The following is a 24105-nucleotide window of genomic DNA, read 5'->3' as shown; positions in this document are numbered from 1 at the left end:
TCAATCTCCAACCGCCAACAGTTGCGCCGTGTCGACGACCCTGGCGTAGTCCATCGCCAGGTTACTCAGGGACAGCGCATGCACATCCTCGGCAGGCCAGAGCCGCCCCGACAAATCGGTTTGATCAAAGGTGTAGCAGGCGTCCCCGGCCACGATCACGTCAAAGCCCAAGTTGCCGCCGGAACGCGCCGTAGATTCCACGGAGTTGTTGGTGATCACCCCAACGATCACCAGTTGCTTGATCGAACGCATGTGCAGCCAGCGTTCCAGGCCGGTGGCGGTGAATGCATCCGGAACGTTTTTTTCCACCACGTGTTCATGCTTGAGCGGCGCCAGCGCCTGCTGGAATTCGCAGCCTGGCTGGCCCGGCCAAAATACCGAGCCGGGAGTGCGCGATATGTGCCGCACATGGATGACCGGGCGTTGAGCCTGCCGCCAGGCGTTCAGAAGCTGCTGGATGTGCCGTTCGGCATCCGGGTTGTTGCGACGCCCAAGCTTCGGGTCGTTCATGCCTTGCTGCATGTCGATGATCACCAGCGCTGCATTTGTCGCTAACGGTTCCATGGCATGTCCTTTTGCTGATCAGAGGCGAAACATATCAGCCCTTGCGTACACCCAAACAGGGATTTGTTCGAAAGCCGCTGCGGTTTGCCTTTAAACTGCTGCGCCGAATCTTAGTAAGCGCGCTTTTGCAGTGCTCTCCAGGGGAGTCGTACGTTGATGAACATCGATCTATTGAGCGAATCCATGCTTGGCCACTGGTGCGTACGACCCGGTGTCGCACAGTGCGAATTTCAGTTTGGTACGCGACTGATCTACGTCGAGCACCGTGAGAGTGAGCCGCTGCGCGTGCGGCTCGCGGCTGTGCAGGGCTTGGTTCAGGCGGCTTGGGATGATTTGCCTGCGGTATTGCGGTTCGCCGAGGCGCATTGTGAAACCTACATGGCCGAGTGGATGCAGGTGTGCCGGGTCCTGGCGTCGTCTGAGTCTGCGTTGTTCGTATTCTCGATTCATATTGACCTCGATAACCCTCATCCCAGCTACACCATCGGCAAGAATCCGGGCTTCGATTGGCACCTCATCCGCGGCGACGAAGGCGAGGATTTCTGGTTGCCTTTCAGTCGTTTGGGGTTTGAGCAATTTGAATGTGATCATTAAACTTTCTGCGCCAACCCGAGTTCATGCCTCATGCCTGCCCGCATTCGAATTGCTCTACCCGATGACGCGCCTCTATTGCCTCGTATCGAACTGAGCGCAGCTCAAGTATTCCGCGCGCTCGATGGCTTGAGCTGGCTGGCGGACACCGTCACGATGAGTGTCGAGCGTCACCGGCAGTTGATCGCGCTGTCAACCTGTTGGGTGGTCGTCGACGCTGACGCTCAGCCTCAAGGCTTCCTCAGCGCAGAGCGCCAGGGCGACGCACTGCATATTCATGAAGTATCGGTCGCGCAAGCAATGCAGGGCCAAGGCTGGGGACGCAAACTGGTCGAAACCGCGATGGAGTCTGCGCGCTCAACCCCGTTGCGTTCGGTGACCTTGACCACGTTCAAGCACGTGCCGTGGAATGCGCCGTTCTACAGTCGCTTAGGTTTTAAACCTGAAGTGGATCAGCGCCTGGCAGACATTCTGGCAGACGAATATACCCACGGCTTTGAACCGGATAGCCGGTGCGCCATGGCGTGGCGCACCGTTTGACTGCCCGTCAACGCAGCTTCTCGAGCATCTGGTAGTACCACATCCCCACGGCCAGCATCGGGTTGCCGAACACATCGCCCAGCGGCACCTTGATGTGTTTGCACCCGGCAAAAGTGTCGAACTTTTCCAGGGTGCCGGTCAGTGCCTCAGCCATGATTTCGCCCATGATGTGGCTGGTGGCGATGCCGTGCCCGGAGTAACCCTGGCAGTACCAGACGTTGTCCGACAGCTTGCCCAGCTGCGGGATGCGATTCATTACAATGCCCATCGCGCAGCTCCATTGGAACTCGATGTCCACGCCCTTCAGCGCCGGGAATGTGCGTTCGATGCACGGGCGCAACTCCGCTGCGATGTCGCGTGAATCGCGCCCGGAATAGTTGGCGCCGCCACCAAACAGCAAGCGTGCGTCGCCCGTCAGGCGGTAGTAATCGAGCACAAACCGGCAGTCGTACACCGCCAGGTCGTGCGGGTTGATCTGGCGTGCCAGTTCGCCCAGCGGCGCGGTGGTGACGATGCCGCCCATGGCCGGGAAAATCTTGCCCTTGAGCTGTTTGGCTTCGAGCTTGTGGTAAACGTCTCCGGCCAGCAGCACCTGGCGCGCATCGATGCGGCCCTGGGCGGTGATTACCGCAGGCCGGTCGCCATGCACGATGTCGAGCACTTCGCAGTTTTCGAAAATCAGCGCACCCAGGCTCTGCGCCGCGCGTGCTTCACCCAGGCACAGGTTGAGCGGGTGCAGGTGCAGGTTGCGCGTATTTTTTAGCGCGCCTAGGTACAGCGGGCTGTCCAGATGTTGGCGCACAGCGGCCTCATCGAGCAGGCTGACTTGATCGCCCATGCCACGCCGTTGCGCTTCATCGTGAAAGGCGCGCAGCTCGGTCATGTGCGAGGGTTTCATCGCGGTATGCAAGTGGCCGTGCTTGAGGTCGCAGTCAATCGCGTACTTGCTGACGCGTTGCTCGATGATGTCGTGGCCGCGCCAGCGCAGGTGCCAGATAAAATCGTCCACGTCATCGCCTAGGCGGCTGCGCATTTGCGCGCGCATGGCCTCGTCGCCCGACAGGCTGCCGGTGACTTGCCCGCCATTGCGCCCGCTGGCGCCCCAGCCGATACGGTTAGTCTCGACAATCGCGACCTTGAGCCCGCGTTCAGCCAACTCGACGGCGCTGGCAACGCCGGTAAAACCGCCACCGATAATCACCACGTCAACGCTGACCTGGCCTTGCAACGTTGGGTACTGGGTGGCGTCGTTGAGGCTGGCGGTGTAATACGAAGCGCTGCGCTGGGCAGCACCGATGACAGGGCGCATAGCGGCGGTCATGGGATGATCCTTCTGATAAATGAATGCCGGGCAGGCAATTTCGACTTGATCAGAAGCGCGCATCGGGCGGGCGCGCATGACGGCAATGCCACAGCGCCCAGAAGGCCAGGATGATATTGAACAGAGGATTTTCGCAGGAACGCGCCTGCACCTTCGCGAAGGAGGGAAGCAGGTGACGACGGATCAAGCATGGGCGCGAAATCATGGTCGCCGATGCTCCCATCGTGCGCAGGTGCGTTCAATCGCCGTTTGTGAACCTTCAGTTATGGCTTTGTTAAACAATCAACGCGTCGACACAACGACCGTTCACACCACGCTTGCGCGATACAGGCTGCTGGTATGGCCCACACCTGCGGCCTTCAACCGCTCCACCAGATCTTCCCGCGCCGCACGCCCACCGGAACGCACGTACTCGAGCTCCGACGCGGTGATCAACACCACCGGTACCAGGCGCACGGGCGACAGCGGCATGTCTTCCAGGCGGGTCGGGAAGTCGGGTTCCGGCCCGCCGAGCAGCACGCCGGCGGCATCGTCGTCGGTGACGAACAACTTAGGCACTTGCTCGCTCATCTGGTGCGACAGGCTGAACCCCGGCAGTTCCAGGGACAGTACGCCATGGTTGTCCAGCTGATGCGTGATGCCGCCTGCATTAGCCACGGTTTTGGCCACGTGTTCGATCAGTTCGAACGCCCAGCTACGGCGTAAAGGGTCGACATCACCCAGCTCGCCACGCGCGTCGTTGGGGATGTCTGCGGTTTCCAGGAACAGTTCCATTTCGAACCCATTGCCGAGCCCTTCGGCATCGTCGAAGGGGTCAGACAGGCCCTCGGTGGCGAGAATGATGGCGCCGTCACGGCGCACCACGCGGTAGGCCTGGCGGGTGGACGGCCAGTGAGGGCCGCCGGTGAAGCTTGGGCTGATCATGTATGTCAGCACGTCACGCTCCACAGTGCCCACGGCCTGCCAATGCCGGTCCAGGCATGCTTCGCTGGCAATTCGGGCGGCCGTATTGGCGGCATCCGCTGGGGTTTCAACCGGGTCAACCGGCGTCGGCAAGGCCGCTTCGGCTTCGGACTTTTTGGCTGCGCCGAACAGCTTTTTGAAGAAGTTCATGTGCATTCCTTTGCTGGAGATGAGTGCTTTACAGGTGATTGAGCGCGTTCACGTAGGCGCGAAACATATCAGCCATTCCGTCGGCGTAAATAGCTATTTCTGCGGCGGTACGCGGGCTGCCGGAAAAATCCTTACCCACCGAACTGAGCGTGGTCAGGATCAAGTCACAGGCCAGCGCGCGGGTTGGCTCAGGCACTTGCGGCAGCAATTCCAGCATGAAGGTCTCAAAGGCCTGCTGGCCCGCCGCGCGGACTTCCACGGCTTCGGGCGCATCCCGGTACAACGGCGCGGCGTCGTTCAGCGCCACGCGCATCTGCGCTTCTTCGCATTCGGAATGGATAAACGCATGCACCAGGGTGCGCAGGCGCTGCAGCGGCGGTACGTCGGTTTTATCCAGAATGTTACGCAGCATCTGCGTGGTCTGCTGCCACTCATCGCTCTGCAAACGAAACAGGATCGCGGCCTTGTTGGGGAAGTATTGATACACCGAACCCACACTCACGCCGGCCTTTTCCGCCACCCGCGCGGTGGTGAACCGGGTGGCGCCTTCCTTGGCCAAAACCTGAATAGCCGCTTGCAGGATCGCGGCCACCAGCTCAGTGGAACGCGCCTGCTGTGGTTGCTTGCGTGAGGAAATACGGACGGTCTGCCGGGTTGTCATCAGGAGCTCCAGCGGCGGGGCTAACGCGAATAGCGAATGCGAGGAATCACTCGCATACTTTTAATGCGACGAATTAGTCGCATCCTAGCCCCAGCCAGCTTAGCCTCAACCTGACGGAAATCAATCATGGCAACCCTGACCTCTGCGCCACTGGCGCCCTTGATCGAACGCCTTTACGCACAAGCCGGCGCGGCGACCAGCCCGCTCATCAACAGCGTGTCGCGTGAAGAACGCGAGCGGATGATGCACAGCAAAACCGACTACCTTGAGCTCTACACGATGCTCAAAGACCTGTGGCTGCCGGTCTCCCGCGACACCGGCCACTTGCTCTACATGCTGGCGCGCAGCAGTAAGGCGCGGGCGATTGTCGAGTTTGGCACCTCGTTCGGTCTGTCCACGTTGTTCCTGGCCGCCGCGCTGCGCGACAACGGCGGCGGCGTGTTGATTGGCAGTGAGTTCGAGCCCTCGAAGATCGCACTGGCGCGCAAGCATTTCATTGAAGGCGGCGTGAACGACCTGATCGACATTCGTGAAGGCGATGCACTGGTCACCCTGGCCACAGACATGCCGGAAGCGGTCGACTTGCTGCTGCTGGACGGCGCCAAGGCCCTGTATGGCGATGTGCTGAACCTGATGGAAAAACACCTGCGCCCCGGCGCACTGGTGGTGGCTGACAACACCGACTACTGCCCGCAATACCTGGCGCGCGTGCGTGATCCTGCGAATGGCTATTTGTCGGTGGCGTTTGCCGATGACATCGAACTCTCCATTCGCCTGCGCTAAGGCTTAGCGTTTGCTGAACGCCAAGCGCGCGGCAAACAACACAAAGATCAAGCCGGTGGTGCGGTCCATCCACCGGATGACCTTTTCCTTGCGCAGAAATCCGGACAGGGGCCGGGTGGCGCCAATCAGCACCAGCGACCACGCCAGGCCCAGTACCACATGAATGCTCACTAGGCCGAAGGTCCAGGCAACCAACGAATGGCCTTGGGGAATGAATTGCGGCAAAAACGACACGTAGAAAATCCCCACCTTGGGGTTCAGCACATTGCCGAGCATGCCCTTGAGGAACCAGTTGCCACTGGGCTTGTTTTCGGCCTCAACCGTTGACAGTGAGTGGCGCGGGCGCAGCAGCATGTTCAGTCCCAGCCACGCCAGGTACGCGGCGCCGCAGTACTTGAGCAGGTTGTACGCCAACTCCGACACCGCGATCAGCGCGCCCAGGCCAAAGGCCACGGCCGCGCCCCACAACAGGCAACCGGCGTTGATGCCCAGGGTGGCCTGCAGCGCCTGGCGCTTGCCTTCTACCGTGGCGGTTCGCAACACCAGCGCGGTGTCGAGCCCGGGCGTGAGCGTGAGCAGGGTGGCGGCGAAGGTGAAGGCGAGGAGGTTATCGGTGATGGACATGGGCGCATGACTTCAACATGAGGTGGACGAAACGTTAGCACCGATCGGCAGGCAATTCGGAAAACCCTGAGACTTCCCGGCGAAAATCTTCATAATGGCGGCCAATTTGTTTAGCTCGTTCTGGTGTGCCCGCATGGAAATTAAGGTCAACTTTCTCGACAACCTTCGGCTTGAAGCCAAGTTCGATGACTTCACGGTGATTGCCGACCAACCGATTCGCTACAAAGGCGACGGTTCGGCCCCGGGTCCGTTCGATTACTTCCTGGCTTCGTCGGCGTTGTGTGCGGCGTACTTTGTGAAGCTGTATTGCCAAACGCGCAACATCCCTACGGACAATATTCGCCTGTCGCAGAACAACATCGTTGATCCGGAAAACCGCTACAACCAGATCTTCAAGATCCAGGTCGAGTTGCCGGCGGACATTTCCGACAAGGACCGACAGGGCATCCTGCGTTCCATCGACCGCTGCACGGTGAAGAAAGTCGTGCAGGCCGGGCCGGAGTTTGTCATTGAGGAAGTCGAAAACCTCGACGCCGATGCTCAGGCGCTGTTGATGCCAAGTTCCACGTCAGAAGCCGGCACCTACATTGCGGGCAAGGACCTGCCGCTGGAGCAGACCATCGCCAACATGTCGGGCATTCTCGCCGGCCTGGGCATGAAGATTGAAATCGCTTCGTGGCGCAATATCGTGCCTAACGTGTGGTCGCTGCATATCCGCGATGCACACTCGCCGATGTGCTTTACCAATGGCAAGGGCGCGACCAAGGAGGGCGCACTGGCGTCGGCATTGGGCGAGTTTATCGAGCGGCTCAACTGCAACTTCTTCTACAACGATCAGTTCTGGGGTGAGGAGCTGGCCAACGCGCCGTTCGTGCATTACCCGGATGAGCGCTGGTTCCAGCCGGGGCGCAAAGACGAGCTGCCGACTGAAATTCTCGACGCCTACTGCCTGAAAATCTACAACCGCGATGGCGAACTGCGTGGCTCGCACCTGTACGACACCAACTCGGGCAATGAAGCGCGCGGTATTGTTTCGCTGCCGTTCGTGCGCCAGTCCGACGGCGAAGTGGTGTACTTCCCGTCCAACCTGATCGAAAACCTCTACCTCAGCAACGGCATGAGCGCGGGCAATACCCTGGCCGAAGCCCAGGTGCAGTGCCTGTCGGAGATTTTTGAGCGTGCGGTCAAGCGCGAGATCATCGAAGGCGAGTTCGCACTGCCCGACGTACCCGTTGAAGTGCTGGCCAAATACCCGGGGATTCTCGCCGGTATCCAGGGCCTGGAAGCCCAGGGCTTCCCGGTGTTGGTCAAGGACGCGTCCTTGGGTGGTGAATTCCCGGTGATGTGCGTGACCTTGATGAACCCCCGCACCGGCGGCGTGTTTGCCTCGTTCGGCGCCCACCCAAGCCTGGAAGTGGCGCTGGAACGCAGCCTCACCGAATTGCTCCAGGGCCGTAGCTTCGAGGGCTTGAACGACTTACCGCAGCCGACCTTTGAAGGCCACGCGGTGACCGAGCCGAACAACTTCGTCGAGCACTTTATCGACTCCAGCGGCGTGGTCTCGTGGCGTTTCTTCAGCGCCCAATCGGATTACGAATTCGTCGAGTGGGACTTTTCGGGCCAGGGTGAAGACTCCAACGCCCAGGAAGCCGCGACCTTGTTCGGTATTCTGGAAGGCATGGGCAAAGAGTCCTACATGGCGGTGTACGAACACCTCGGCGCCACCGCGTGCCGCATCCTTGTGCCGGACTACTCGGAAATCTACCCGGTGGATGATCTGATCTGGGACAACACCAACAAGGCACTGTTTTTCCGCGCCGACATCCTCAACCTGCACAGCCTCAGCGATGACGAGCTGAAGGCCTTGGCTGAGCGTCTGGTGGAAAGCGAGCTGGACGATTACACCGACATCACCACCTTGATCGGCATCGAGTTCGACGACAACACCGCGTGGGGCCAACTGACCATCCTTGAGTTGAAGCTGCTGATTTATCTGGCCTTGCAGCAATACGAAGACGCCAAGGAGTTGGTGGAAATGTTCCTGCAGTACAACGACAACACCGTTGAGCGCGGGCTGTTCTACCAGGCGGTGAATGCGGTGTTGGAGATGCACCTGGACGAGGACTTGGCGCTTGAGGATTATGAGGCCAACTTCCGCCGCATGTTTGGCAACGAGCGGATGGATGCGGTGATTGGTTCGGTGAACGGCACGGTGCGCTTCTATGGCTTGACGCCGACCAGCCTGAAGCTGGAAGGGCTGGACCGGCATTTGCGCTTGATCGAGAGCTACAAAAAGCTGCACTCGGCACGCGCCGACATCACTTCAGCCTGACGCTAAACCCCTGTGGGAGCAGGCTCCCACATTTGATCATTCCCACGCTCTGCGTGGGAATGCATCCCGTGACGCTCTGCGTCACCCTTTCCAGGCAGGACGCGGAGCGTCCCAGGCGGCATTCCCACGCGGAGCGTGGGAACGATCAATGGGTTAGATCAGCGCCAACGCCTGGGCCAAATCGGCCCTCAGGTCTTCCACATCCTCAACGCCCACCGACAACCGCACCAACCCATCGCCAATGCCCAGCTGCGCCCGCGTCGCCGCTGGAATGCTGGCATGGGTCATGATCGCCGGGTGTTCGATCAGGCTTTCCACGCCGCCGAGGCTCTCGGCCAGGGCGAAGATCTTGACGTTTTCCAGGAAGCGCGTAGCGCCGGCCAGGTCGCTGTTCAAATCCACCGAAATCATCCCGCCAAACCCACGCATTTGTCGACGTGCCAGCTCATGCTGCGGATGTGAGGCCAGGCCTGGGTAGTAAACGCGCGACACTTGCGGCTGCTTTTCCAGCCAAGTGGCCAAATCCAGAGCATTGCTGCAATGGCGCTCCATGCGCAGCGCCAGGGTTTTTACCCCGCGCAGGGTCAGGAACGCATCGAAAGGCCCGGCAATCGCGCCGACTGAGTTTTGCAGGAAGCCCAGGCGCTCGGCGAGTTCCGGGTTATGGCCGACGATGGCGACGCCGCCGATTACGTCAGAGTGGCCGTTGAGGTATTTGGTGGTGGAGTGCACCACGATGTCGAAACCCAGCTCCAGCGGGCGCTGGATCCATGGGCTGGCGAACGTGTTGTCGGCCACGCAGATAATGCCGCGGTCACGGCAGATGCGTGCGATGGCGCTCAGGTCGGTGAGGCTCAGCAGCGGGTTGCTCGGGGTCTCGACCCAAACCATGCGCGTGTCGTCTTGCAATGACGCTTCAAACGCCGACAGGTCGCTCAGGTCGACAAAGCTGAAACGGTGCCCGGCGCTGCGTTGGCGCACTTTATCGAACAGGCGGAAGGTGCCGCCGTACAGGTCGTTGCCGGAGACGATATGCGCGCCGGCATCGAGCAGTTCCAGCACGGTGGAAATCGCCGCCAGCCCCGAGGCAAAGGCAAACGCCTGGCTACCGCCTTCAAGGTCGGCCACGCAACGTTCCAGGGCAAACCGCGTGGGGTTGTGGGAGCGGCCATAGTCAAAGCCCTTGTGCACGCCGGGGCTGTCTTGCAAATAGGTGGAGTTGGCATAGATCGGCGGCATCAGCGCGCCCGTGGTCGGGTCGGGTGATTGCCCAGCGTGGATCACGCGGGTGGCAAACGCACTTTTATCGGGCTGACTCATGCGAGGGATCTCCGTAGGTGATTAAGCAGGTCGACGCGAGTAATCAGGCCGTGGAAGCCTGAGGCGTCGGCGATGATGGCGACCAGGCCGCGATCCAGTTCCGCCTGCAGTTCAGTCAGGCTGGCACTCGGAGCCAGGGTTTGCAAGGTGTCGGACATGGCGCTGGCGACAAGCATGGAAAAATCCGCGGCGTCGTGATGCAGCCCCAGCAGGATGTCGGATTCATCGATTACGCCCACCAGTCTCTGGCCATCGACCAGCACCGGCAGTTGCGAGACGTCGGCCAGGCGCATGCGCTGGAAGGCGGTGAGCAGCGTATCGTCGGGGCTCACGCTGATCACGCGGCCGTCTTCGAAGCGGCGCGCGATCAGGTCGCGCAGGTCGCCGTAGTGTTTGTATTGCAACAGGCCCGCGTCGTTCATCCACTGGTCGTTGTAGACCTTGGACAGGTAGCGCGTGCCGGTGTCGCAGACGAAGGTGACCACGCGTTTCGGGACGGTTTGCTCGCGGCAATACCGCAGCGCAGCGGCGAGCAGGGTGCCGGTGGAGGAGCCGCCCAGAATGCCTTCAGCCTTGAGCAGTTGGCGGGCGTGGTCGAAGCTTTCTTCATCGCTGATCGAATAGGCGTGCCGCACGCTGGAAAGGTCGGCAATTGAGGGGATAAAGTCTTCGCCGATGCCTTCCACGGCCCACGACCCTGGGGTTTGCATCTTGCCGCTGCGGCTGTATTCGGCCATCACCGAACCCACCGGGTCGGCCAGTACCATGGCCAGCTCCGGCTGTACCCGTTTGAAAAAGCGGGTCAGGCCGGTGAGGGTGCCGGCCGAGCCGACGCCCACCACAATTGCGTCCACGTCATGTTGGGTTTGCGCCCAGATTTCCGGCGCAGTGCTGGTTTCGTGGGCCAGCGGGTTGGCCGGGTTGTTGAATTGGTCGGCGAAAAACGAATCGGGAATGTCCTTGGCCAGGCGCGCGGCCATATCCTGGTAATACTCGGGGTGGCCCTTGCCGACATCGGAGCGGGTGATATGCACCTCGGCGCCCATGGCCTTCAAGTGCAGCACTTTCTCGGTGGACATTTTGTCGGGCACTACCAGCACCACCCGATAGCCTTTGGCTCGGCCGACCAGCGCCAGACCCAGGCCGGTGTTGCCGGCGGTGGCTTCGATGATGGTGCCGCCGGGGCGCAGGCGGCCATCGCGTTCGGCGGCGTCGATCATCGCCAGGCCGATGCGGTCTTTGATCGAGCCGCCGGGGTTTTGCGATTCAAGCTTGAGAAACAACGTGCACAGGCCGGTATCAAAACGGCTGACCTTGACGAGCGGCGTATTGCCGATCAGTTCGAGCACGGCGGGGCGGGAAAGGGTGGGCATGTCGTCACCTGATACGCAAGAGGATTGGGTGCGGGACAGCAAAAATGCAAAGCATGGCTTGGAACATAGGCCGGGATCGCGCCGGTCGCAACCGGGCGGTCCTGTGGATGTCTTTTTTTGGCGCATGAACGGGTTTTGATGATTAAGCGCCGCTGATTGAGACCTGCTGCAACCGCTCTATTACGGCCGTGCTGGCGGTTTGCATCGGGGCGCGCAACGCACTGCCGATCAACCCTTGCAGGGCCAGCGCGGCCTTCACCGGCGCCGGGTTAGGCTCCATAAACAGGGTGTTGATCAACGGCACTAACTTGAAAAAAGTCGCCCTGGCTTCGGTGAGCCGGTTATCCCGCACTTGCTGGCACAGCGCCACAAAGTCCTCGGTGCGCACATGTGCTGAGGCCGCAATCGCACCGCTGGCGCCCAGGCACAGCGCGTTGAAAATCTGCAGGTCCTCGCCGCACAACAGGTCCACGTCGCCACTGGCGAGCAGCGCCAAGGTGGTTGCCAGGTTGCCGCCACAATCCTTGATTGCGACGATTCGCTGATGTTTGACGATGTTCAGCAGCGTAGCCTGTTCGAAGGTCACGCCGGTTCGGTAGGGGATGTCATACAGGATGATCGGCACGCTGGACGCATCCGCCACCGTGCGGAAAAACGCCTCAAGGCCGGCCTGGGACGGGCGGATGTAACTTGGCGCCGGCACCAACAAACCGGCCACCGGGCGCTGCAGGATGTGGGCCAGGAACTGCAGCAGTTCGATTTGGTTGTTGCCCGCCAGGCCCATCACCACGCGGTGCGCGGGCACCAGTTGCAGCACCGCATCCAGCACGGCCAGCTGTTCCTGGCGGCTCAAAGATGCGGCTTCGCCGGTGGTGGTGCACACCATGATCCCGGCCACGTGCTTTTCCAACAGGTGGCTGACCAGCCGGCGCAGGCCGATAAAGTCGATGGCGCCGTCATGAAATGGCGTGACGATGGGAACCCAGATACCTTGAAACGATGACATGCACTTTCTCCTGATGGTTGACCGCTTGAGTCACCGTCAGAAGGGCAGAGGCAATTGTGCAAAGGGAGGGAGGTCCGTCGCGCTCAATGTCCTGTCAACTCATCTGACGGGACAGCGCGCCCCGGTCACATGAGCGACTGTTTCTTCGATTTGAGGGCGTGCGCCACGCAACCTTGCGCCTTGGCAATCAAGCCAATGGCGCAAAGGTTAACGAAAGACGATGCAGACATGTGTGGGCACACCCTGAATAAGGCCTCCATCTTCAATGGATGTGACGGAATGTGTCAACTGCGCGCTCGTACCACGCAAGCCAACTCAGTTAATCTTTGGTGTTTTCAGTGCCCGAACAGCCGCCTCACCCGCGGGCGGAGTGCACGGCCTTCACGGCGCTGTCGGGAAAGGCCTTGGCATGAAGAGGGCGGCTTCCAGGGCGGTGCCGTTGTACCAGAGGCAGAGCGTGTTTTTGTGAGTCATCTCAGGTCTCCTCGGTGTTTATCCATCAAAGCTGCTGCTCGATAGCCGCCTTATCGATCACCGACCAGACGCGGGCGATTTTCCCATCGACGATTTCATAGAATACGTTCTCATCGAAGCTCACCGTCCTGCCGTTGATCGGTAGCCCGAAGAATTCGCCTCGTGGGCTCACATTGAAGTTCAAGCGGCTGGCAATGGTCGGTGGGTCGGCGATCAGCAGTTGGACACGAAACACCAAATCCGGGATTTCGCGAAAGTCCCGTTCCAGCATGGCGCGGTAGCCCGCCAGGCCTACCGTGTTGGCGTTGTAAGTCACCTGCGAATGCACGAAATCGCCGAGGCGTTGCCAGTCCTGCTGGTTGAGGCAGTCGATATAGCCTCGGTAAAACTCGGCGAGTTCGTTACGGCGCATGCCGCGTTCTCCCAGGTTAAAAGCGCTCATCCAGAATGGCCGGCAAGGTGATGTCCTTGACGAAACTGGCGGACGACAGGCTCAAGATCATGCGTACCACCTGCACCACATCGTGCACCGGGATCAACTGGCCTTCACCGCGTTGCTCGGCGAGCGCGCGCGGCGTGCTCAACGGGTCTTCGGTATTCAAGTCGCCCAGGTTCAGGCACGTGACCGCCAGGCGCTGCTGCCGATAACCTTCGCGCAGTGCATCGGCTATACCACGCAAGGCAAATTTGGAGGCGCCGAAGGCGACTTCCGGCCGGCCACTTTGCGGCAGGCCGGAGGTCGAGCCGGTGAGGATGATCCTCGGGTTGGCGCTTTTGAGCAGCGCTGGCAACAGGCGTTTGATCAGCAGGAGGGTTGCAGTGATGTTGCAACTGACGATGGCTTCCAGTTGGTCGTCGCTGTCGCCCAGAAAACTGTACGCTGGGTCGAAGGCCAATTCTTCCCAAATTCCCAGGTTGTAAATCAGCGTGTCCAGGCCGTGCTCTGACACCGCCTCTTCAATAACTCGCGCAGCTTTGGCCGGTTCCGCCAGGTTGGCCTCGACCCACTGCACCTCTACACCGGCCTTGTGGTCCAGGTGCGCAGGCTGGGAGCGCGAGACGCCGATCAGCGTGTCCCCAGGTTCACCCAGCCCCTCGATCAATGCTTTGCCCAAGCCTTTGCTTGCGCCTACTACCAGGGTTCTCATCGACGTTTCCTTATGTCTGATTACGACTCGCCAGTGTCAACCGAGCTCGGCGCTGACTTCTTCGGCCCACAGACTACCTGGCGCTGCCGCGAGTGGGTCAATACGCCCGATCTCGTCCAGGCAGCGCGCCATCGTGTTGTCGCGTAGATGCTGCTGAAACACGCACAGGCACTGCGCAAACAGCGGCAGCGTAGCGTTGATAAAAACGCGCTGATTGTTGAAGTCGTGATTGAAATAGACCACCTCACGCGTTTGGCAGTCGAGTGCCAACACATCCCCAGACCCGGTATGCCCCAGCGGAAAATAGTGATCGGCAACCCCGAAAATCATCCGCCTGCGGGTCGCTTCTGTGTCGCTGTAAACGGCAAAACTCAGGAAGGGCGCGGCACCGTCCGGCAGCCCTTGTTTAACCAGAAACTCGGCGTCTTCTTCAGGCATAACGGGAAGCTGGCCGGCTTCCCAGAAAATGAACTCATCAAGCTGCAAGTCCAACCCTGGCGGCAGGGAAGGCAGCGCTGCGACAAACCGCGCTTTAAAGTCAAACTCGCTCATAGACCCTCGCAGCAGTGTTGGGATACTCGCCGGCGGCGACTCACGCCCGGCGGGCCATCAACAACACCGTCGCCGCCGCCGACAACAACCCCGCGCAGCAGCGATTGAAAATCCGCTTGCCACGTGGCTGCGCAAACCAGCGGCGCATATGCAGGCCCATATACGCGTAGGCGCTGATGGCAATCCATTCCAGCATCAGGAACATCGCACCCAGCAGTGCAAATTGCGGCGTGATCGGCTGGCCCGGCACTACAAACTGCGGCAGGAACGCGGTGAAGATCAAAATGGCCTTCGGGTTGCCCGCCGCCACCAGAAACTCCTGACGCGCCAACGCCCATAATCCCACCTTGCCCGCAGCGGCCTCAGCCTCTGCCTGCGGATTAGCCCGCCACAGCTGAAACGCCAAATAAAACAGATACGCCGCGCCCAGAATCTTGATTGCGTAGAACAACAACTCCGAGGTTTGCAACACCACCGCCAGGCCAGCGGAAGCGAGGGCGATCATGCCGGCGAAGGCCAGTAAACGGCCGATACCGGCCAGGCACGAGGTGCGATAGCCGTAGCGGGTGGCGTTGCTGACTGACAGCAAGTTGTTGGGGCCGGGCGCCATGTTCAGGGCGAAGCAGGCGGGGAGGAAGAGGGCGAGCGTGGCGAGGTCCATGTGAACTCCGGTATCGACGGGGGCATAGGTGGTCACGAGGATAAGAGATGGGCAGGCGCTAAAACAACTGATGCGTTCAAGTTCGCAGGGCCAGTATCGATTAAAAGCCGCTGGCCCCACGTGATTGATAGCTCAACGCTTCAGGGTTTCACATTCGTTACGCAGGTTGCTGTCGCGAATGTTGCCGCAGCTTTGGCCATTGATTTTGGCATTGCAATAAGCGCGTTGATCGCTGTCGCTGATGTTGCCGCAACTTTGGCCGCTCATTTCTGCAAGGCACGTGGCTCGAAGGTCGCTGTCGTGGATGTTGCCGCAACTTTGGCCACTGGTTTTGGCATTGCAATAAGCGCGTTGATCGCTGTCGCTGATGTTGCCGCAACTTTGGCCGCTCATTTCTGCAAGGCACGTGGCCCGAAGGTCGCTGTCGTGGATGTTGCCGCAACTTTGGCCACTGGTTTTGGCGTTGCAGTAAGCGCGCTGATCGTCGTCACTGATGTTGCCGCACCCGGCATATGCGTAGGCACTGAACATTAATAACATCCCAATGATGACTCTCATTTTTCTCTCCATGGCGTGCCAGGAAATAGCCTGACGCTAAACGATCCCATTTATCTTGCTGTGGTGCGATGCAATCAAATTGACATCATTTTTGCGGGAAGTTCCATGGGAGGGATCGGGCATTCGCAGCATCCAAGCCCACAGAGGCGACGGCGATCATGCCGACGCGTTCTCTACGGGCGCAGTGCTCACTTCTACGGTGATAGGCGTCGCCTGGGTCCAACTGATAGTGAACACACCCACGGCAAACAGCAGAGGGCCACCGTAGAGTTTGTAGACTAACCAAACATTCCCCGCAGCAAAAAAGGCAATCAGAGCGTCAACGGTTGCCATCGTGGTGATCAACAGTGTGAGTAGAAGAACGTAGGTTCGCCATTCAGCCGGCGAACGCTTCAAACGCCCGCCGAACACTGCTCGCAGTAAATTGATACGCCATCCTGCCTCCAGGATTACGAGCAGCAGCGCGTACACTCCGAGCGCGACTGAAGGCCCGTACAGCAAGAAGTTTTTGCTGCCGATCATCCGATTGCCGAACGTCAGCCCGAGCACGATGACAGCATAAAAAGCTGTACATGAAATGCAAAACGTAAGCGCGCCATAGCAGGCTGAACGCCAGGGAAAATCGCCGTTTTATCATGACTGTCTACATCCTTGTTGTTAGCGTTGCGGTTGAGTATTGAGTCAGTGAGTTATTCTGGGTGAAGGGTGTTGTTTTTAATCAGGGCCGCGGAGTGGGCTTCGATTGAACTGCACTTAATGAAGTTTTTGCTTAGGAAGTCGACAACCTGCGCTTTCTCTTTAAAAGCGGAAACTTCGGTGGCGTGGCGTTGGATTTCTTTGTTCAGGTTCTCTGCCAGCGCTTCATACGAGGCGCTGAGCTGGTGTGACAGGGCGTAATGCGTGTTGAATCTGGATTCATACTCTTTCTTCGCTTCTGGCTTGACCACCATTAGTGCGGCCGTATAAAACCCAGCGCAACGTATGTTCGCCATGGCAAGCGGCTCAAGGTTCAAGTCTTTTTGATCCGCTGACACGGTATGAGTCATGGCTGAAAGAGAAATTAAAAGTATCTTCAGGGGCTTGCATTGCATGTCTTCAGATCCGGTATAACGACTAAGAGGCCCTCGGTGGGGCCAAAACCGCTTTCGTGAATGGGCAGACTGCTTCTGGCCTGGAATTGCCACTCACCGTCAGCATCAACTAGAGGAAATTTTTCGATAGGCCAGTCTACGTGCCCTGTGGCGGTGAGACTGTGACAATGTTTTGTTCTCGGCGCAATGAACCAGTAGAGCGGCCAGCTCAGGGTCCGTAGGAAAACCATCCTCCAGCCATTTAAGCGCCAGCCCCGCCCAATAGTCGGAATCTGACGTCAGCGCTGTGATCACCAGCGGTTGCAGTGCGATCCCGGTAGGCAGCGTGTATTTTTCGCTGAGGGCGCTTACCGCCTCTGGCAAATCAAGTGCTGCTGTTGCGAAAGGCTTTTCAAGCAGCGGTAATAACCAGACATAGCTGAAGGGGTCTTTCATCTTCTTCCCGCGATGGCTAATGACTGACTTTCACTTCATTGCAAGGTCGGTTTGGGTGGGTGCACAACCGATAAGCATCAAACCGACGGCCAGCGGAAAGCGTAAGCGCGACCTTAATACCCTTTGAGGGTGAGTGACCGCAACCCAACTATGAAGGTGGCGAGACGGGCGACTGACCTTGCCGACAAAAAGTATGGCTTCACGGTCGAGGCCGACGGCACGCTTAAAGTGCTCGATACCGCCAGCCAGCTCAGTCGTTCGGATACCCAGCGGCTTACGGATCTGCTGAACAACACCCTTGGCCTCAAAGCGGCTGCGGTGAATTATCGCGATGCCTCTATCGCCTGGTAGACGCCGATTCACCTTGGTCCGGCAGCTACATGGGCTACTAGAGCCTGACCAAGGAAAACTTTGCTAACACCATTGACCTGGCGCCCTTGTTCAAAGACACGCACACCATGGTTCCCGAAGAGTTCAGGAGCGCGACGTTTTACACGCTGTTGTCCGACAAAGGCCAGCGGGCCACGCGCGAGACGGAAGCCGCGATGCTTGAACGGCGGGCAGCGCAGGGGTTTGTTGCGCAGGCTTGATGGGCAGGTCAATCGGCCGATTGAGGTCTGTCGCGAAGGACGGCAACCAGCCAGAGGCAGGTTTTAACCGCCGAATGACGGCTAAGAAACCTGGTCACCTATCACGATGATAGATACGCCAAACGTTACGTCAGGTAGGCGGGTAACCTCAGCCAATGCCCGTAAAGGGGCCGGCAAGTCGACAAGGGTCAGTGGACTCATTGGACGGTATTGCAGCTCGTACCCCCTCAAGGCCCGGTGTGTAGCGCGATGAACGTCCGACCAGTCATAGGCAAAGAACCCACGCTTGGCAAATTCAACGAAAGCGTTTGCGCTGGGCATGGAGGTGGCCCGATCTACAGCGGACACCTGCGGCAATGAAAGCACCCATTCTTCTGAATTCTCGACGCTGGGAAGTGCGGAGTCAGGAATCGGCCCCGGACCACCCGTAGTGAAGAGCGCAACCTGCCCGAAGGCGTCAGAGGCGACCCATCCAAGATCTAAGTCATGAAGATCGAGCGGAGTCATCATTTGGACCTACTTTAGAAAAGGGGACTGGTTGATTTGCCCACACTACAGCTGCCGTGTGGAGGGATGGGGTCCTTGATCACCGCTTCATTCTATCCGGGCCATGGGTTGCCTGCTTTTAACCCAAGCGCTTGATAAAAATGCACGCGAGGGCGCTTTTTCACTGGGGTTCCAACGCGTCCCACAAGCCACGGTGCCCCATGGCTGCCATTAAGGTTGCGTAGTCTTCAAATTGACTGACATTCACATCAGCCTGGCGCTTCCACGTCGCGTCACATTCCTCGCACACCCACAGCAAGCGTTGCGTAGAGCGAACACGCATTGCTCGAACGTAACCTTGGCCGCATCGCTGGCACTCAATCAGCATGTCCATACTCTCTAACAGGATTTCGGTGCAGTCTAAACCGGTCCTTGAGCCTATTTTGTTTGTCGGATCTTTGAAAATGCGGCGTAGACCACCCTTGTGTTTCACGTGGTCTGACCCTTATTTCACTTATCTTGCAGCCGTTTTTTTTCAAGCGCTCTCAGTACCGCATTGATGTGCCAGGTTTCCGGCCCAATCGCAATAGCGCCGCTCGGGTCAGATTCCAGCTCAATGCCGGTTGCTATTCCTTCGATAGCAAGCAAGCGCTGGGCATGCTCAAGGTACCTTCGCGTACCTGTAAGCCAACGTCGACCTGTGCTCGACAGGAGCGCAAAGCTTTGCGGGTAAGAACACTGCAACTTCTGTCGCAGATTGATGACCGCCTCTTTACTTTCACGAGAGAAGACCGGGACCAATACGTAGCACTTACCAGCCGCTGCATGAACGTCGCGTTTGTCTTGCAGGTACTCGTCAACACTGAAACAGCTGGCTACCGTCTCATGCGATCCGGTTCTGACGTCGACCAGATGGGCATTCACGCCGACAAGGCAATACTCGAACTTGCCGTGCACCACATAGTCCTCGGTGTTACAGCGAATCACCCAGAAGTTGCCGTCCGAAGAAAGCTCACACGACTGAATGACGAATCGCTGCGCACGGCCATCTCTGATGGAACCTTTAAATAGCTCAAGGATGCTGGCGCTGGCTTGTTGTGCGGATACCATTTGTTGTGCTCAGGCTATAAGGAAATTGGCAAGAACAGGAACGACTCAGGTTGCCACGATTTTCTCTATCGTGGTCGACCATTCCGTCGTGCGCTCAGCGCCAGATTCAAAGGTGCGATGGCTTCCACGGTCCTCCACGAGGCTCATGGCTCGCGACAAAAGAACGGCGTTCGGCCTCAGCATAAACAGCGTCCCAGCCCGTCATGGATAAAACCTCATCGTGCGTAAGAATTATGAGTTGCGAGGTAGGAAATACCTGCGCAGGATGGTAGTTGATTGCTATGACCAAGGAGAGAACGTTTGGCAACGCCCCCTATTGCTCACACCCTGCGCGCACTGTCTGAACTGGATTATTACGACTGCCGGTCAACCCTGCTGCCGGTTGAGGTCACGGCGCTTGAAGCTTGGAACATCGTGACGGCCGAGCCAGGATGGCTGTTTCAGCAGGCATTCCGAATCCGCGACGCGATTTGCGCGCTGTTTGGCGTGAAACGCATCGGTGGGTTCTCCGGCACTCGGCGAGAGCGTGTGCAGGTGGGCGAGCGGCTGGACTTTTTTCTGGTGGAGCACAGTGCCCCCGACAGGCTGGTGCTGACTGAGCGCGACCGCCATCTGGATGTGATGATTTGCCTGTCGATCAGCGAGCGTGTGGTTACGGTCACTTCATCGGTGGTCACCCATAACGCCTTTGGCCGTGTCTACATGGTGCCGGTCGGCCCGGTGCACAAGCTGATCGTCAACCGTGACCTGAGGCGACTGAAACGCAAGCTTGAAGGGTAGGGCAGTGGCTCATTTGCCGTTTTCAGCGGCTAAGTAATACGCCAGCCACGCATTGGCGTGGCCGTGGCCCATGCCATGTTCGGTTTTAAGCCAGGTCGGGCCTTTTGTTTTTGTGTCGTCGGTCATGCTGCAAACTCGCTTTTTTGCTCAGGTGTTTTTGTTCAGGTCATAACGGAACATAAGCCGACTATCTATCGCTTTTCGCCCCACCCAGCCATCTCAAATGAATGTCCTTCTTACCTGGGTATAAGCGTATGGTGGGTTAAACCCCTCAGATTAGGCATTCAACATGGACGGCAATTTAGGCGTGCGCTTAAAGGAAGAGCGCAAACGGCTCTTACTCTCCCAACACGACTTCGGTGCCCTCGGTGGCGTAGCCGAGAATGCACAAGGCCACTATGAGCGCGGTGAACGGCTGCCAAAATCCGATTACCTGATGGCTATCCGCAAGCGCGGGGTTGATGTGCTTTACCTGCTTAGCGGTGAGCGTTCGCTCATGAGTTCGGATGACCTCAGCGAGCAAGAGACGGAGATCCTCAACCAGTACCGTACGCTGCAGAAGCAGGATCGCGGTGCGATTGCACAGATCACTTCCTCACTTTCCAAAGACGCATAGGGCTTTGGGGCGCGTCACTGATGAAACCTGCGCCCCAACGCATCCAACCTCGATCATCAGGCCTGCATCCAAAAGCAGTGCATCAGGCGGAGGCCGCCGATGGCGCGATAGAGTGCCGTCAGCACCACAGGCAGGCGGCGTGCCACGCGGGCCGCCTGGGGCGTGAAGCAGGTATTCGGTGTTTTTTAAGCTTCAGGGATGCCAAAACTTTATCGGCATCCCTGAGCGGGACGTTAAGAACGTCTATCCGAACGGATAGACGCAGCGCCAAGGCTGATTAGAAGTCGTACTTGGCGGTCAGCGCGTAGCTGCGTGGGTTGCCGTAGGTGTCGTTGGCGCCCCAGGTCGGGCTGGTGGCAATTGCCGAGTAGTAGGTGCGGTCGAAGATGTTGTTGACGTTGAGCTGCAGGTCCAAATGCTTGCTCACCCGGTAGCCCGCCATCACGTCCGCCACGGCATAGCTGCCTTGCTCCAGGCGATAGCTGCTTTTGTCAGCCAGGACGACGTCGTTATACATGCGGCTCTGCCAGTTCACGTTGCCACCGACGCGCAGTTTTTCCAGTGGGCCCTGGAAGCGATAGGACGAGGTGATCTTGAACAGGTGCTCGGGGGTGTCCGTGTCGAAGCGCTGGTTGTTGTTGGCGGCGTTGCTGTCCTTGATGTAGTGGGCGCGGGTGTAGGTGTAGCCGGCACCGACTTGCCAGTTTTCGGTGAGTGCGCCTTGCAGTTCCATGTCGACACCTTGGCTGCGTACCAGGCCGGAGGCTTCGTAGCAGGTAATGGTCGGGCATCCAGCTTGGCTTTCAGGCAGTGTGGCGCGGTTTTTCTGGTCGATACGGAACAGCGCCAGGCTGGCGTTAAGCGCGCCGTTGAAGTATTCGCCCTTGATACCGACTTCGTAGTTTTCGCCGACGATGGGGGTCAGGGGTTTGTCCGAGAAGTCCTTGTTGGACTGCGGGCTGAAGATGTCGGTGTAGCTGGCGTAGACGGAGTGGTGCTCGTCCAGGTCATAGATCACACCGGCGTAACGCGTCAGGTTTTTGGTGATCTTGTAGTCGCCGTCGCCTTGGCGGTCATCGTAGTCGTACCAGTCCAGACGCGCGCCGAGGATCACTTTGAGCGGGTCGGCCAGGTTGAGGCGAGTGGTCACGTAGACGCCGTCCTGGGTGGTGATGCTGTGCCCTTTGCCGTCGCGCACAAAGTCGGGTTTCGCGCCATTAAGCGGATAATTGGTGTCGTAAGGGCTGTATTCCTTGGACGTGGCGTCGTAGATGCGTTTGCTGGTGCCGACCACCAGTTCATGGGTACGGCCGAAGGCATTGACCGGGCCGCTGGCAAACGTATCCAGCCCGTACTGTTTGTCATCCTGGTGCGATTGATAGGCGGTCCTCGCCAGTTCAGTTTTGTAGCGCGACTGGTAGCTGCCGGTGAATACGCCGTCGAGTTGTGATGACGAGCCGGCGACGTGGAGTTTCCAGCCGTTTTCGAAGCGGCGTTCGATGTCACCGAACACGGTGTCGATGGTCAGTTTCTTGTTTTCCCAGTCACTGCCGGGGTTGGTGGAGCGGGGCAGGTTCAGGTGATGGCCGTCGGTGCCGATGGGCAAGCCACCCCAGAAGAAATTAGTCTGGTCCTCCTGGCGCGAGAAGCCCAGGGTGGCGGTCGTGTCTTCGTTGAGGTCCGCTTCGGTGATGCCGTAGAACAGGCCGTGGTTGCTGTTTTCCTTATCGCGGAAGGTGTCCGCATCGCGATACGAACCCACCATACGGCCGCGCAAGGTGCCGCTGTCATTCAAGGCACTGGAGGCGTCGATTTCACCACGGTAGTCATCCCAGCTCCCGACCGCGCCCGTGAGCGACACTTGCGGCGTGGCCGTCGGCCGTTTACGCACGAAGTTGAGCGCCGCCGAAGGGTTGCCTGCGCCGGTGACCAGACCGGTAGCACCGCGAATCACCTCCACGCGGTCAAACATCGCGAGGTTAGGTTGCACGCTGTTGGCGTAGCCGGAATAGGCGCTTGGGATGCCATCGAACATCATGTTATCGATGTCGAAACCACGCGACTTATAGCTCTGTCGGCCGGGGCCGTCGGCTTGGCTGAGAAACAGGCCGGGGGTGTTCTTCACCACATCGTTGACACTGGTCATGGCTTGGTCGTCCATGCGCTGACGGGTAATCACCGTCACCGCTTGCGGCGTTTCGCGCAGGCTCAGCGGCAGTTTGGTCGCAGTCGCCATCGACCCCGTGGTGTAGGACTGGCTGCCCTCGGTGGTCGTACCGAGTGGTTGCTCAGTGTTGATCTGCGTCGCGCCCAACTCAACCACCGCTGGCGGCTGTTGCGCATCGGCGGCGAAGGCCGCTGGTGAGGTGGCGATACACACCGCCATCGCGATCAAATTGGGTGAAAAACGCTTGCTCACGTGTTGTTGCACAGACATGGACTGACTCTCCCCGAGCGCCGTCCCTGGCGAATAATAATGATGTTAAGAATTATTCGCATCAGTCTGGCAGATTGAAGCAGCGGGAAAAAGCCTTCGGCGAGAATTAGTTAACGAATTTTTCACATCTTGGGGGCGAGCGTTTTGCCATTCACGTTGGGAAGTGGGCGCGAACATCAGGTTTACGCCCATCCCGAAGGGTGCCTGGGGTCAGCCGTAAAGCCCTGCCCACGTCCAGGTCCAGTCAAGACTCGACCCCACCACTTCGGCCAGCATGTGCAGCAAAATCGGCACCAGCAAGCCGCCGCTGGCAATTCTCGCCCAGGCGAATAGGCAGCCCAGCACGAAGATCAATGTCATCGTGGTCGAGCTGGCGTATTGGGTATGCAGGCTGGCGAACAGTGCGGACGTCACAATCACCGCGATCCACTTCCACGCCACGCTGCGCTCGTAGGGAAACAGGCGCAGCAGGTAGTGGCGCATCATCAGCTCTTCGGCAATCGGTGGAAGGATAATCAGCGAAGCCAATTTGATCAGGGTTTGCCACTGGGTCAGGCCGCTGTACATCTGCGCCATGAACGCTTCACGCGGCAACCCCAGTGCGCTGACGGCCAGCCCGCACAGCGCATACGCGGCAACCAAGGCAATCGCGCCCAGGCGTAATGGCTTGCGGATGTGGTCGCCATAAAACGTAGCGGCCAGGTCATGTCGGTGTTGCACCACGAACAACCCGGATAGCAGCAACCCGACGACGCCCATGTTGGTGACGAACATCAAGTAGGTCTGCATCGCTGGCGGCACCAGCAGCAGGCCGGGAATTGGCGCCAGCAGCATAATCAACGCCGCCAGGACGAACATCCCGAGGCGTCTGAAGAAGCGGAAGTTCGAAGGCGAGGTTGGGCGGAGGGTGGATTCCGAGGGGGCAATAACGTGCGTCAC

The 24105-nt window shown here is 59.0% G+C and carries 29 protein-coding genes and 1 pseudogene; 8 read left to right on the top strand and 22 right to left on the bottom strand.

Translation table 11 applies throughout. The features are described from left to right. Positions 1–564 carry a cysteine hydrolase family protein gene (locus tag ACI77I_RS15615; protein WP_406997908.1) on the bottom strand — a complete coding sequence of 188 codons (564 nt, stop codon included), beginning with the start codon at positions 562–564 and terminating at the stop codon, positions 1–3. 156 nt (positions 565–720) lie between these two features. Here ACI77I_RS15615 and ACI77I_RS15610 point away from each other — a divergent pair, with 156 nt between their 5' ends. Both ACI77I_RS15610 and ACI77I_RS15605 read left to right on the top strand, forming a co-directional pair. Next, complete coding sequence (locus ACI77I_RS15610; RefSeq protein WP_263273145.1) at positions 721–1158, top strand: hypothetical protein; 438 nt, start codon at positions 721–723, stop codon at positions 1156–1158. 30 nt (positions 1159–1188) lie between these two features. Next, positions 1189–1695 carry a GNAT family N-acetyltransferase gene (locus tag ACI77I_RS15605; RefSeq protein WP_406997907.1) on the top strand — a complete coding sequence of 169 codons (507 nt, stop codon included), beginning with the start codon at positions 1189–1191 and terminating at the stop codon, positions 1693–1695. A gap of 7 nt (positions 1696–1702) precedes the next feature. Here the strand turns inward: ACI77I_RS15605 and ACI77I_RS15600 are convergent, their stop codons facing one another. The 3 genes from ACI77I_RS15600 to ACI77I_RS15590 form a co-directional block, all read right to left on the bottom strand. Continuing rightward, the gene (locus tag ACI77I_RS15600; protein WP_094950133.1) at positions 1703–3016 is read right to left on the bottom strand and encodes an FAD-binding oxidoreductase; all 1314 of its coding nucleotides are present in this window, start codon (positions 3014–3016) and stop codon (positions 1703–1705) included. Between the two features lie 306 nt (positions 3017–3322). After that, positions 3323–4129 (bottom strand): suppressor of fused domain protein, encoded by an 807-nt coding sequence (locus ACI77I_RS15595; protein WP_406997906.1) that lies wholly within the window; start codon positions 4127–4129, stop codon positions 3323–3325. A gap of 28 nt (positions 4130–4157) precedes the next feature. After that, positions 4158–4790 carry a TetR family transcriptional regulator gene (locus ACI77I_RS15590; protein ID WP_094950131.1) on the bottom strand — a complete coding sequence of 211 codons (633 nt, stop codon included), beginning with the start codon at positions 4788–4790 and terminating at the stop codon, positions 4158–4160. Between the two features lie 126 nt (positions 4791–4916). Here ACI77I_RS15590 and ACI77I_RS15585 point away from each other — a divergent pair, with 126 nt between their 5' ends. Next, positions 4917–5573, top strand: a complete 657-nt coding sequence (locus ACI77I_RS15585; protein WP_406997905.1) for an O-methyltransferase — start codon at positions 4917–4919, stop codon at positions 5571–5573. A 3-nt stretch (positions 5574–5576) separates the two neighbouring features. Here ACI77I_RS15585 and ACI77I_RS15580 read toward each other — a convergent pair whose 3' ends face one another. Beyond that, positions 5577–6197 carry a LysE family translocator gene (locus ACI77I_RS15580; RefSeq protein ID WP_094950129.1) on the bottom strand — a complete coding sequence of 207 codons (621 nt, stop codon included), beginning with the start codon at positions 6195–6197 and terminating at the stop codon, positions 5577–5579. Positions 6198–6330: 133 nt separating this feature from the next. On the opposite strand from ACI77I_RS15580, the gene ACI77I_RS15575 reads away from it, so the two are divergent. Next, positions 6331–8529, top strand: a complete 2199-nt coding sequence (locus ACI77I_RS15575) for an OsmC domain/YcaO domain-containing protein (protein WP_242150070.1) — start codon at positions 6331–6333, stop codon at positions 8527–8529. Between the two features lie 153 nt (positions 8530–8682). Here the strand turns inward: ACI77I_RS15575 and ACI77I_RS15570 are convergent, their stop codons facing one another. The 12 genes and pseudogenes from ACI77I_RS15570 to ACI77I_RS15515 form a co-directional block, all read right to left on the bottom strand. Continuing rightward, positions 8683–9849 carry a cystathionine gamma-synthase gene (locus ACI77I_RS15570; RefSeq protein WP_406997904.1) on the bottom strand — a complete coding sequence of 389 codons (1167 nt, stop codon included), beginning with the start codon at positions 9847–9849 and terminating at the stop codon, positions 8683–8685. Beyond that, entirely contained in the window at positions 9846–11222 is a 1377-nt protein-coding gene (locus ACI77I_RS15565) for a pyridoxal-phosphate dependent enzyme (RefSeq protein WP_406997903.1), read from the bottom strand. The genes ACI77I_RS15570 and ACI77I_RS15565 overlap by 4 nt, the downstream gene beginning before the upstream one ends. Before the next feature lie 142 nt (positions 11223–11364). Then, positions 11365–12228, bottom strand: coding sequence for a 4-hydroxy-tetrahydrodipicolinate synthase (gene dapA, locus ACI77I_RS15560; RefSeq protein WP_406997902.1), 864 nt, complete (start codon positions 12226–12228; stop codon positions 11365–11367). 358 nt (positions 12229–12586) lie between these two features. After that, positions 12587–12702 (bottom strand): annotated as a pseudogene (locus ACI77I_RS15555) (VOC family protein); the annotation flags it as partial. A 25-nt stretch (positions 12703–12727) separates the two neighbouring features. Beyond that, entirely contained in the window at positions 12728–13114 is a 387-nt protein-coding gene (locus tag ACI77I_RS15550) for an ester cyclase (RefSeq protein ID WP_094950159.1), read from the bottom strand. 16 nt (positions 13115–13130) lie between these two features. After that, complete coding sequence (locus ACI77I_RS15545; RefSeq protein ID WP_406997901.1) at positions 13131–13850, bottom strand: SDR family NAD(P)-dependent oxidoreductase; 720 nt, start codon at positions 13848–13850, stop codon at positions 13131–13133. 36 nt (positions 13851–13886) lie between these two features. Then, positions 13887–14336, bottom strand: coding sequence for an SUKH-4 family immunity protein (locus tag ACI77I_RS15540; protein WP_406997900.1), 450 nt, complete (start codon positions 14334–14336; stop codon positions 13887–13889). Positions 14337–14442: 106 nt separating this feature from the next. Continuing rightward, positions 14443–15063, bottom strand: coding sequence for a LysE family translocator (locus ACI77I_RS15535; protein ID WP_406997899.1), 621 nt, complete (start codon positions 15061–15063; stop codon positions 14443–14445). Between the two features lie 132 nt (positions 15064–15195). Beyond that, entirely contained in the window at positions 15196–15621 is a 426-nt protein-coding gene (locus ACI77I_RS15530; protein WP_406997898.1) for a hypothetical protein, read from the bottom strand. Positions 15622–15777: 156 nt separating this feature from the next. Next, complete coding sequence (locus ACI77I_RS15525) at positions 15778–16170, bottom strand: septation protein IspZ (RefSeq protein WP_406997897.1); 393 nt, start codon at positions 16168–16170, stop codon at positions 15778–15780. 140 nt (positions 16171–16310) lie between these two features. Next, positions 16311–16712 (bottom strand): hypothetical protein, encoded by a 402-nt coding sequence (locus ACI77I_RS15520; protein WP_242150050.1) that lies wholly within the window; start codon positions 16710–16712, stop codon positions 16311–16313. A 105-nt stretch (positions 16713–16817) separates the two neighbouring features. Continuing rightward, the gene (locus ACI77I_RS15515) at positions 16818–17147 is read right to left on the bottom strand and encodes a hypothetical protein (RefSeq protein ID WP_263273129.1); all 330 of its coding nucleotides are present in this window, start codon (positions 17145–17147) and stop codon (positions 16818–16820) included. A 150-nt stretch (positions 17148–17297) separates the two neighbouring features. Here ACI77I_RS15515 and ACI77I_RS15510 point away from each other — a divergent pair, with 150 nt between their 5' ends. Then, the gene (locus tag ACI77I_RS15510) at positions 17298–17498 is read left to right on the top strand and encodes a hypothetical protein (RefSeq protein WP_242150047.1); all 201 of its coding nucleotides are present in this window, start codon (positions 17298–17300) and stop codon (positions 17496–17498) included. A gap of 86 nt (positions 17499–17584) precedes the next feature. Beyond that, positions 17585–17737, top strand: coding sequence for a hypothetical protein (locus ACI77I_RS15505; protein WP_176462914.1), 153 nt, complete (start codon positions 17585–17587; stop codon positions 17735–17737). Positions 17738–18404: 667 nt separating this feature from the next. On the opposite strand, the gene ACI77I_RS15500 is transcribed toward ACI77I_RS15505, so the two are convergent. Next, on the bottom strand, positions 18405–18566 hold the full coding sequence (locus tag ACI77I_RS15500; protein ID WP_406997896.1) for a hypothetical protein: 162 nt from the start codon (positions 18564–18566) through the stop codon (positions 18405–18407). A gap of 167 nt (positions 18567–18733) precedes the next feature. After that, positions 18734–19333, bottom strand: coding sequence for a hypothetical protein (locus ACI77I_RS15495; RefSeq protein ID WP_242150044.1), 600 nt, complete (start codon positions 19331–19333; stop codon positions 18734–18736). Positions 19334–19633: 300 nt separating this feature from the next. On the opposite strand from ACI77I_RS15495, the gene ACI77I_RS15490 reads away from it, so the two are divergent. Then, positions 19634–20113 (top strand): DUF2867 domain-containing protein, encoded by a 480-nt coding sequence (locus ACI77I_RS15490; protein WP_094950113.1) that lies wholly within the window; start codon positions 19634–19636, stop codon positions 20111–20113. A gap of 9 nt (positions 20114–20122) precedes the next feature. On the opposite strand, the gene ACI77I_RS15485 is transcribed toward ACI77I_RS15490, so the two are convergent. After that, positions 20123–20239 (bottom strand): DUF4287 domain-containing protein, encoded by a 117-nt coding sequence (locus ACI77I_RS15485; RefSeq protein WP_242150042.1) that lies wholly within the window; start codon positions 20237–20239, stop codon positions 20123–20125. 163 nt (positions 20240–20402) lie between these two features. On the opposite strand from ACI77I_RS15485, the gene ACI77I_RS15480 reads away from it, so the two are divergent. After that, entirely contained in the window at positions 20403–20729 is a 327-nt protein-coding gene (locus ACI77I_RS15480; RefSeq protein ID WP_094950111.1) for a helix-turn-helix domain-containing protein, read from the top strand. 277 nt (positions 20730–21006) lie between these two features. Here the strand turns inward: ACI77I_RS15480 and ACI77I_RS15475 are convergent, their stop codons facing one another. Beyond that, a complete protein-coding gene (locus tag ACI77I_RS15475; protein WP_242150039.1) occupies positions 21007–23166 on the bottom strand; it encodes a TonB-dependent siderophore receptor in 2160 nt (719 codons plus the stop codon). A gap of 210 nt (positions 23167–23376) precedes the next feature. After that, positions 23377–24105, bottom strand: coding sequence for a CPBP family intramembrane glutamic endopeptidase (locus ACI77I_RS15470; protein WP_256589241.1), 729 nt, complete (start codon positions 24103–24105; stop codon positions 23377–23379).

This window comes from Pseudomonas sp. D47, assembly GCF_045447305.1.
In the GTDB taxonomy this organism is placed as follows: Bacteria; Pseudomonadota; Gammaproteobacteria; order Pseudomonadales; family Pseudomonadaceae; genus Aquipseudomonas.
The sequence above is the reverse complement of the archived record's forward strand: the minus strand, read 5'-3'. Positions and strand labels throughout refer to the sequence as shown.

Coding starts and splice junctions, on each gene's coding strand:
- ACI77I_RS15615 (WP_406997908.1), bottom strand. CDS start 564: ATGGAACCGTTAGCGACAAATGCAGCGCTGGTGATCATCGACATGCAG.
- ACI77I_RS15610 (WP_263273145.1), top strand. CDS start 721: ATGAACATCGATCTATTGAGCGAATCCATGCTTGGCCACTGGTGCGTA.
- ACI77I_RS15605 (WP_406997907.1), top strand. CDS start 1,189: ATGCCTGCCCGCATTCGAATTGCTCTACCCGATGACGCGCCTCTATTG.
- ACI77I_RS15600 (WP_094950133.1), bottom strand. CDS start 3,016: ATGACCGCCGCTATGCGCCCTGTCATCGGTGCTGCCCAGCGCAGCGCT.
- ACI77I_RS15595 (WP_406997906.1), bottom strand. CDS start 4,129: ATGAACTTCTTCAAAAAGCTGTTCGGCGCAGCCAAAAAGTCCGAAGCC.
- ACI77I_RS15590 (WP_094950131.1), bottom strand. CDS start 4,790: ATGACAACCCGGCAGACCGTCCGTATTTCCTCACGCAAGCAACCACAG.
- ACI77I_RS15585 (WP_406997905.1), top strand. CDS start 4,917: ATGGCAACCCTGACCTCTGCGCCACTGGCGCCCTTGATCGAACGCCTT.
- ACI77I_RS15580 (WP_094950129.1), bottom strand. CDS start 6,197: ATGTCCATCACCGATAACCTCCTCGCCTTCACCTTCGCCGCCACCCTG.
- ACI77I_RS15575 (WP_242150070.1), top strand. CDS start 6,331: ATGGAAATTAAGGTCAACTTTCTCGACAACCTTCGGCTTGAAGCCAAG.
- ACI77I_RS15570 (WP_406997904.1), bottom strand. CDS start 9,849: ATGAGTCAGCCCGATAAAAGTGCGTTTGCCACCCGCGTGATCCACGCT.
- ACI77I_RS15565 (WP_406997903.1), bottom strand. CDS start 11,222: ATGCCCACCCTTTCCCGCCCCGCCGTGCTCGAACTGATCGGCAATACG.
- dapA (WP_406997902.1), bottom strand. CDS start 12,228: ATGTCATCGTTTCAAGGTATCTGGGTTCCCATCGTCACGCCATTTCAT.
- ACI77I_RS15550 (WP_094950159.1), bottom strand. CDS start 13,114: ATGCGCCGTAACGAACTCGCCGAGTTTTACCGAGGCTATATCGACTGC.
- ACI77I_RS15545 (WP_406997901.1), bottom strand. CDS start 13,850: ATGAGAACCCTGGTAGTAGGCGCAAGCAAAGGCTTGGGCAAAGCATTG.
- ACI77I_RS15535 (WP_406997899.1), bottom strand. CDS start 15,063: ATGGACCTCGCCACGCTCGCCCTCTTCCTCCCCGCCTGCTTCGCCCTG.
- ACI77I_RS15530 (WP_406997898.1), bottom strand. CDS start 15,621: ATGAGAGTCATCATTGGGATGTTATTAATGTTCAGTGCCTACGCATAT.
- ACI77I_RS15520 (WP_242150050.1), bottom strand. CDS start 16,712: ATGCAATGCAAGCCCCTGAAGATACTTTTAATTTCTCTTTCAGCCATG.
- ACI77I_RS15515 (WP_263273129.1), bottom strand. CDS start 17,147: ATGAAAGACCCCTTCAGCTATGTCTGGTTATTACCGCTGCTTGAAAAG.
- ACI77I_RS15510 (WP_242150047.1), top strand. CDS start 17,298: ATGAAGGTGGCGAGACGGGCGACTGACCTTGCCGACAAAAAGTATGGC.
- ACI77I_RS15500 (WP_406997896.1), bottom strand. CDS start 18,566: ATGCGTGTTCGCTCTACGCAACGCTTGCTGTGGGTGTGCGAGGAATGT.
- ACI77I_RS15495 (WP_242150044.1), bottom strand. CDS start 19,333: ATGGTATCCGCACAACAAGCCAGCGCCAGCATCCTTGAGCTATTTAAA.
- ACI77I_RS15485 (WP_242150042.1), bottom strand. CDS start 20,239: ATGACCGACGACACAAAAACAAAAGGCCCGACCTGGCTTAAAACCGAA.
- ACI77I_RS15480 (WP_094950111.1), top strand. CDS start 20,403: ATGGACGGCAATTTAGGCGTGCGCTTAAAGGAAGAGCGCAAACGGCTC.
- ACI77I_RS15475 (WP_242150039.1), bottom strand. CDS start 23,166: ATGTCTGTGCAACAACACGTGAGCAAGCGTTTTTCACCCAATTTGATC.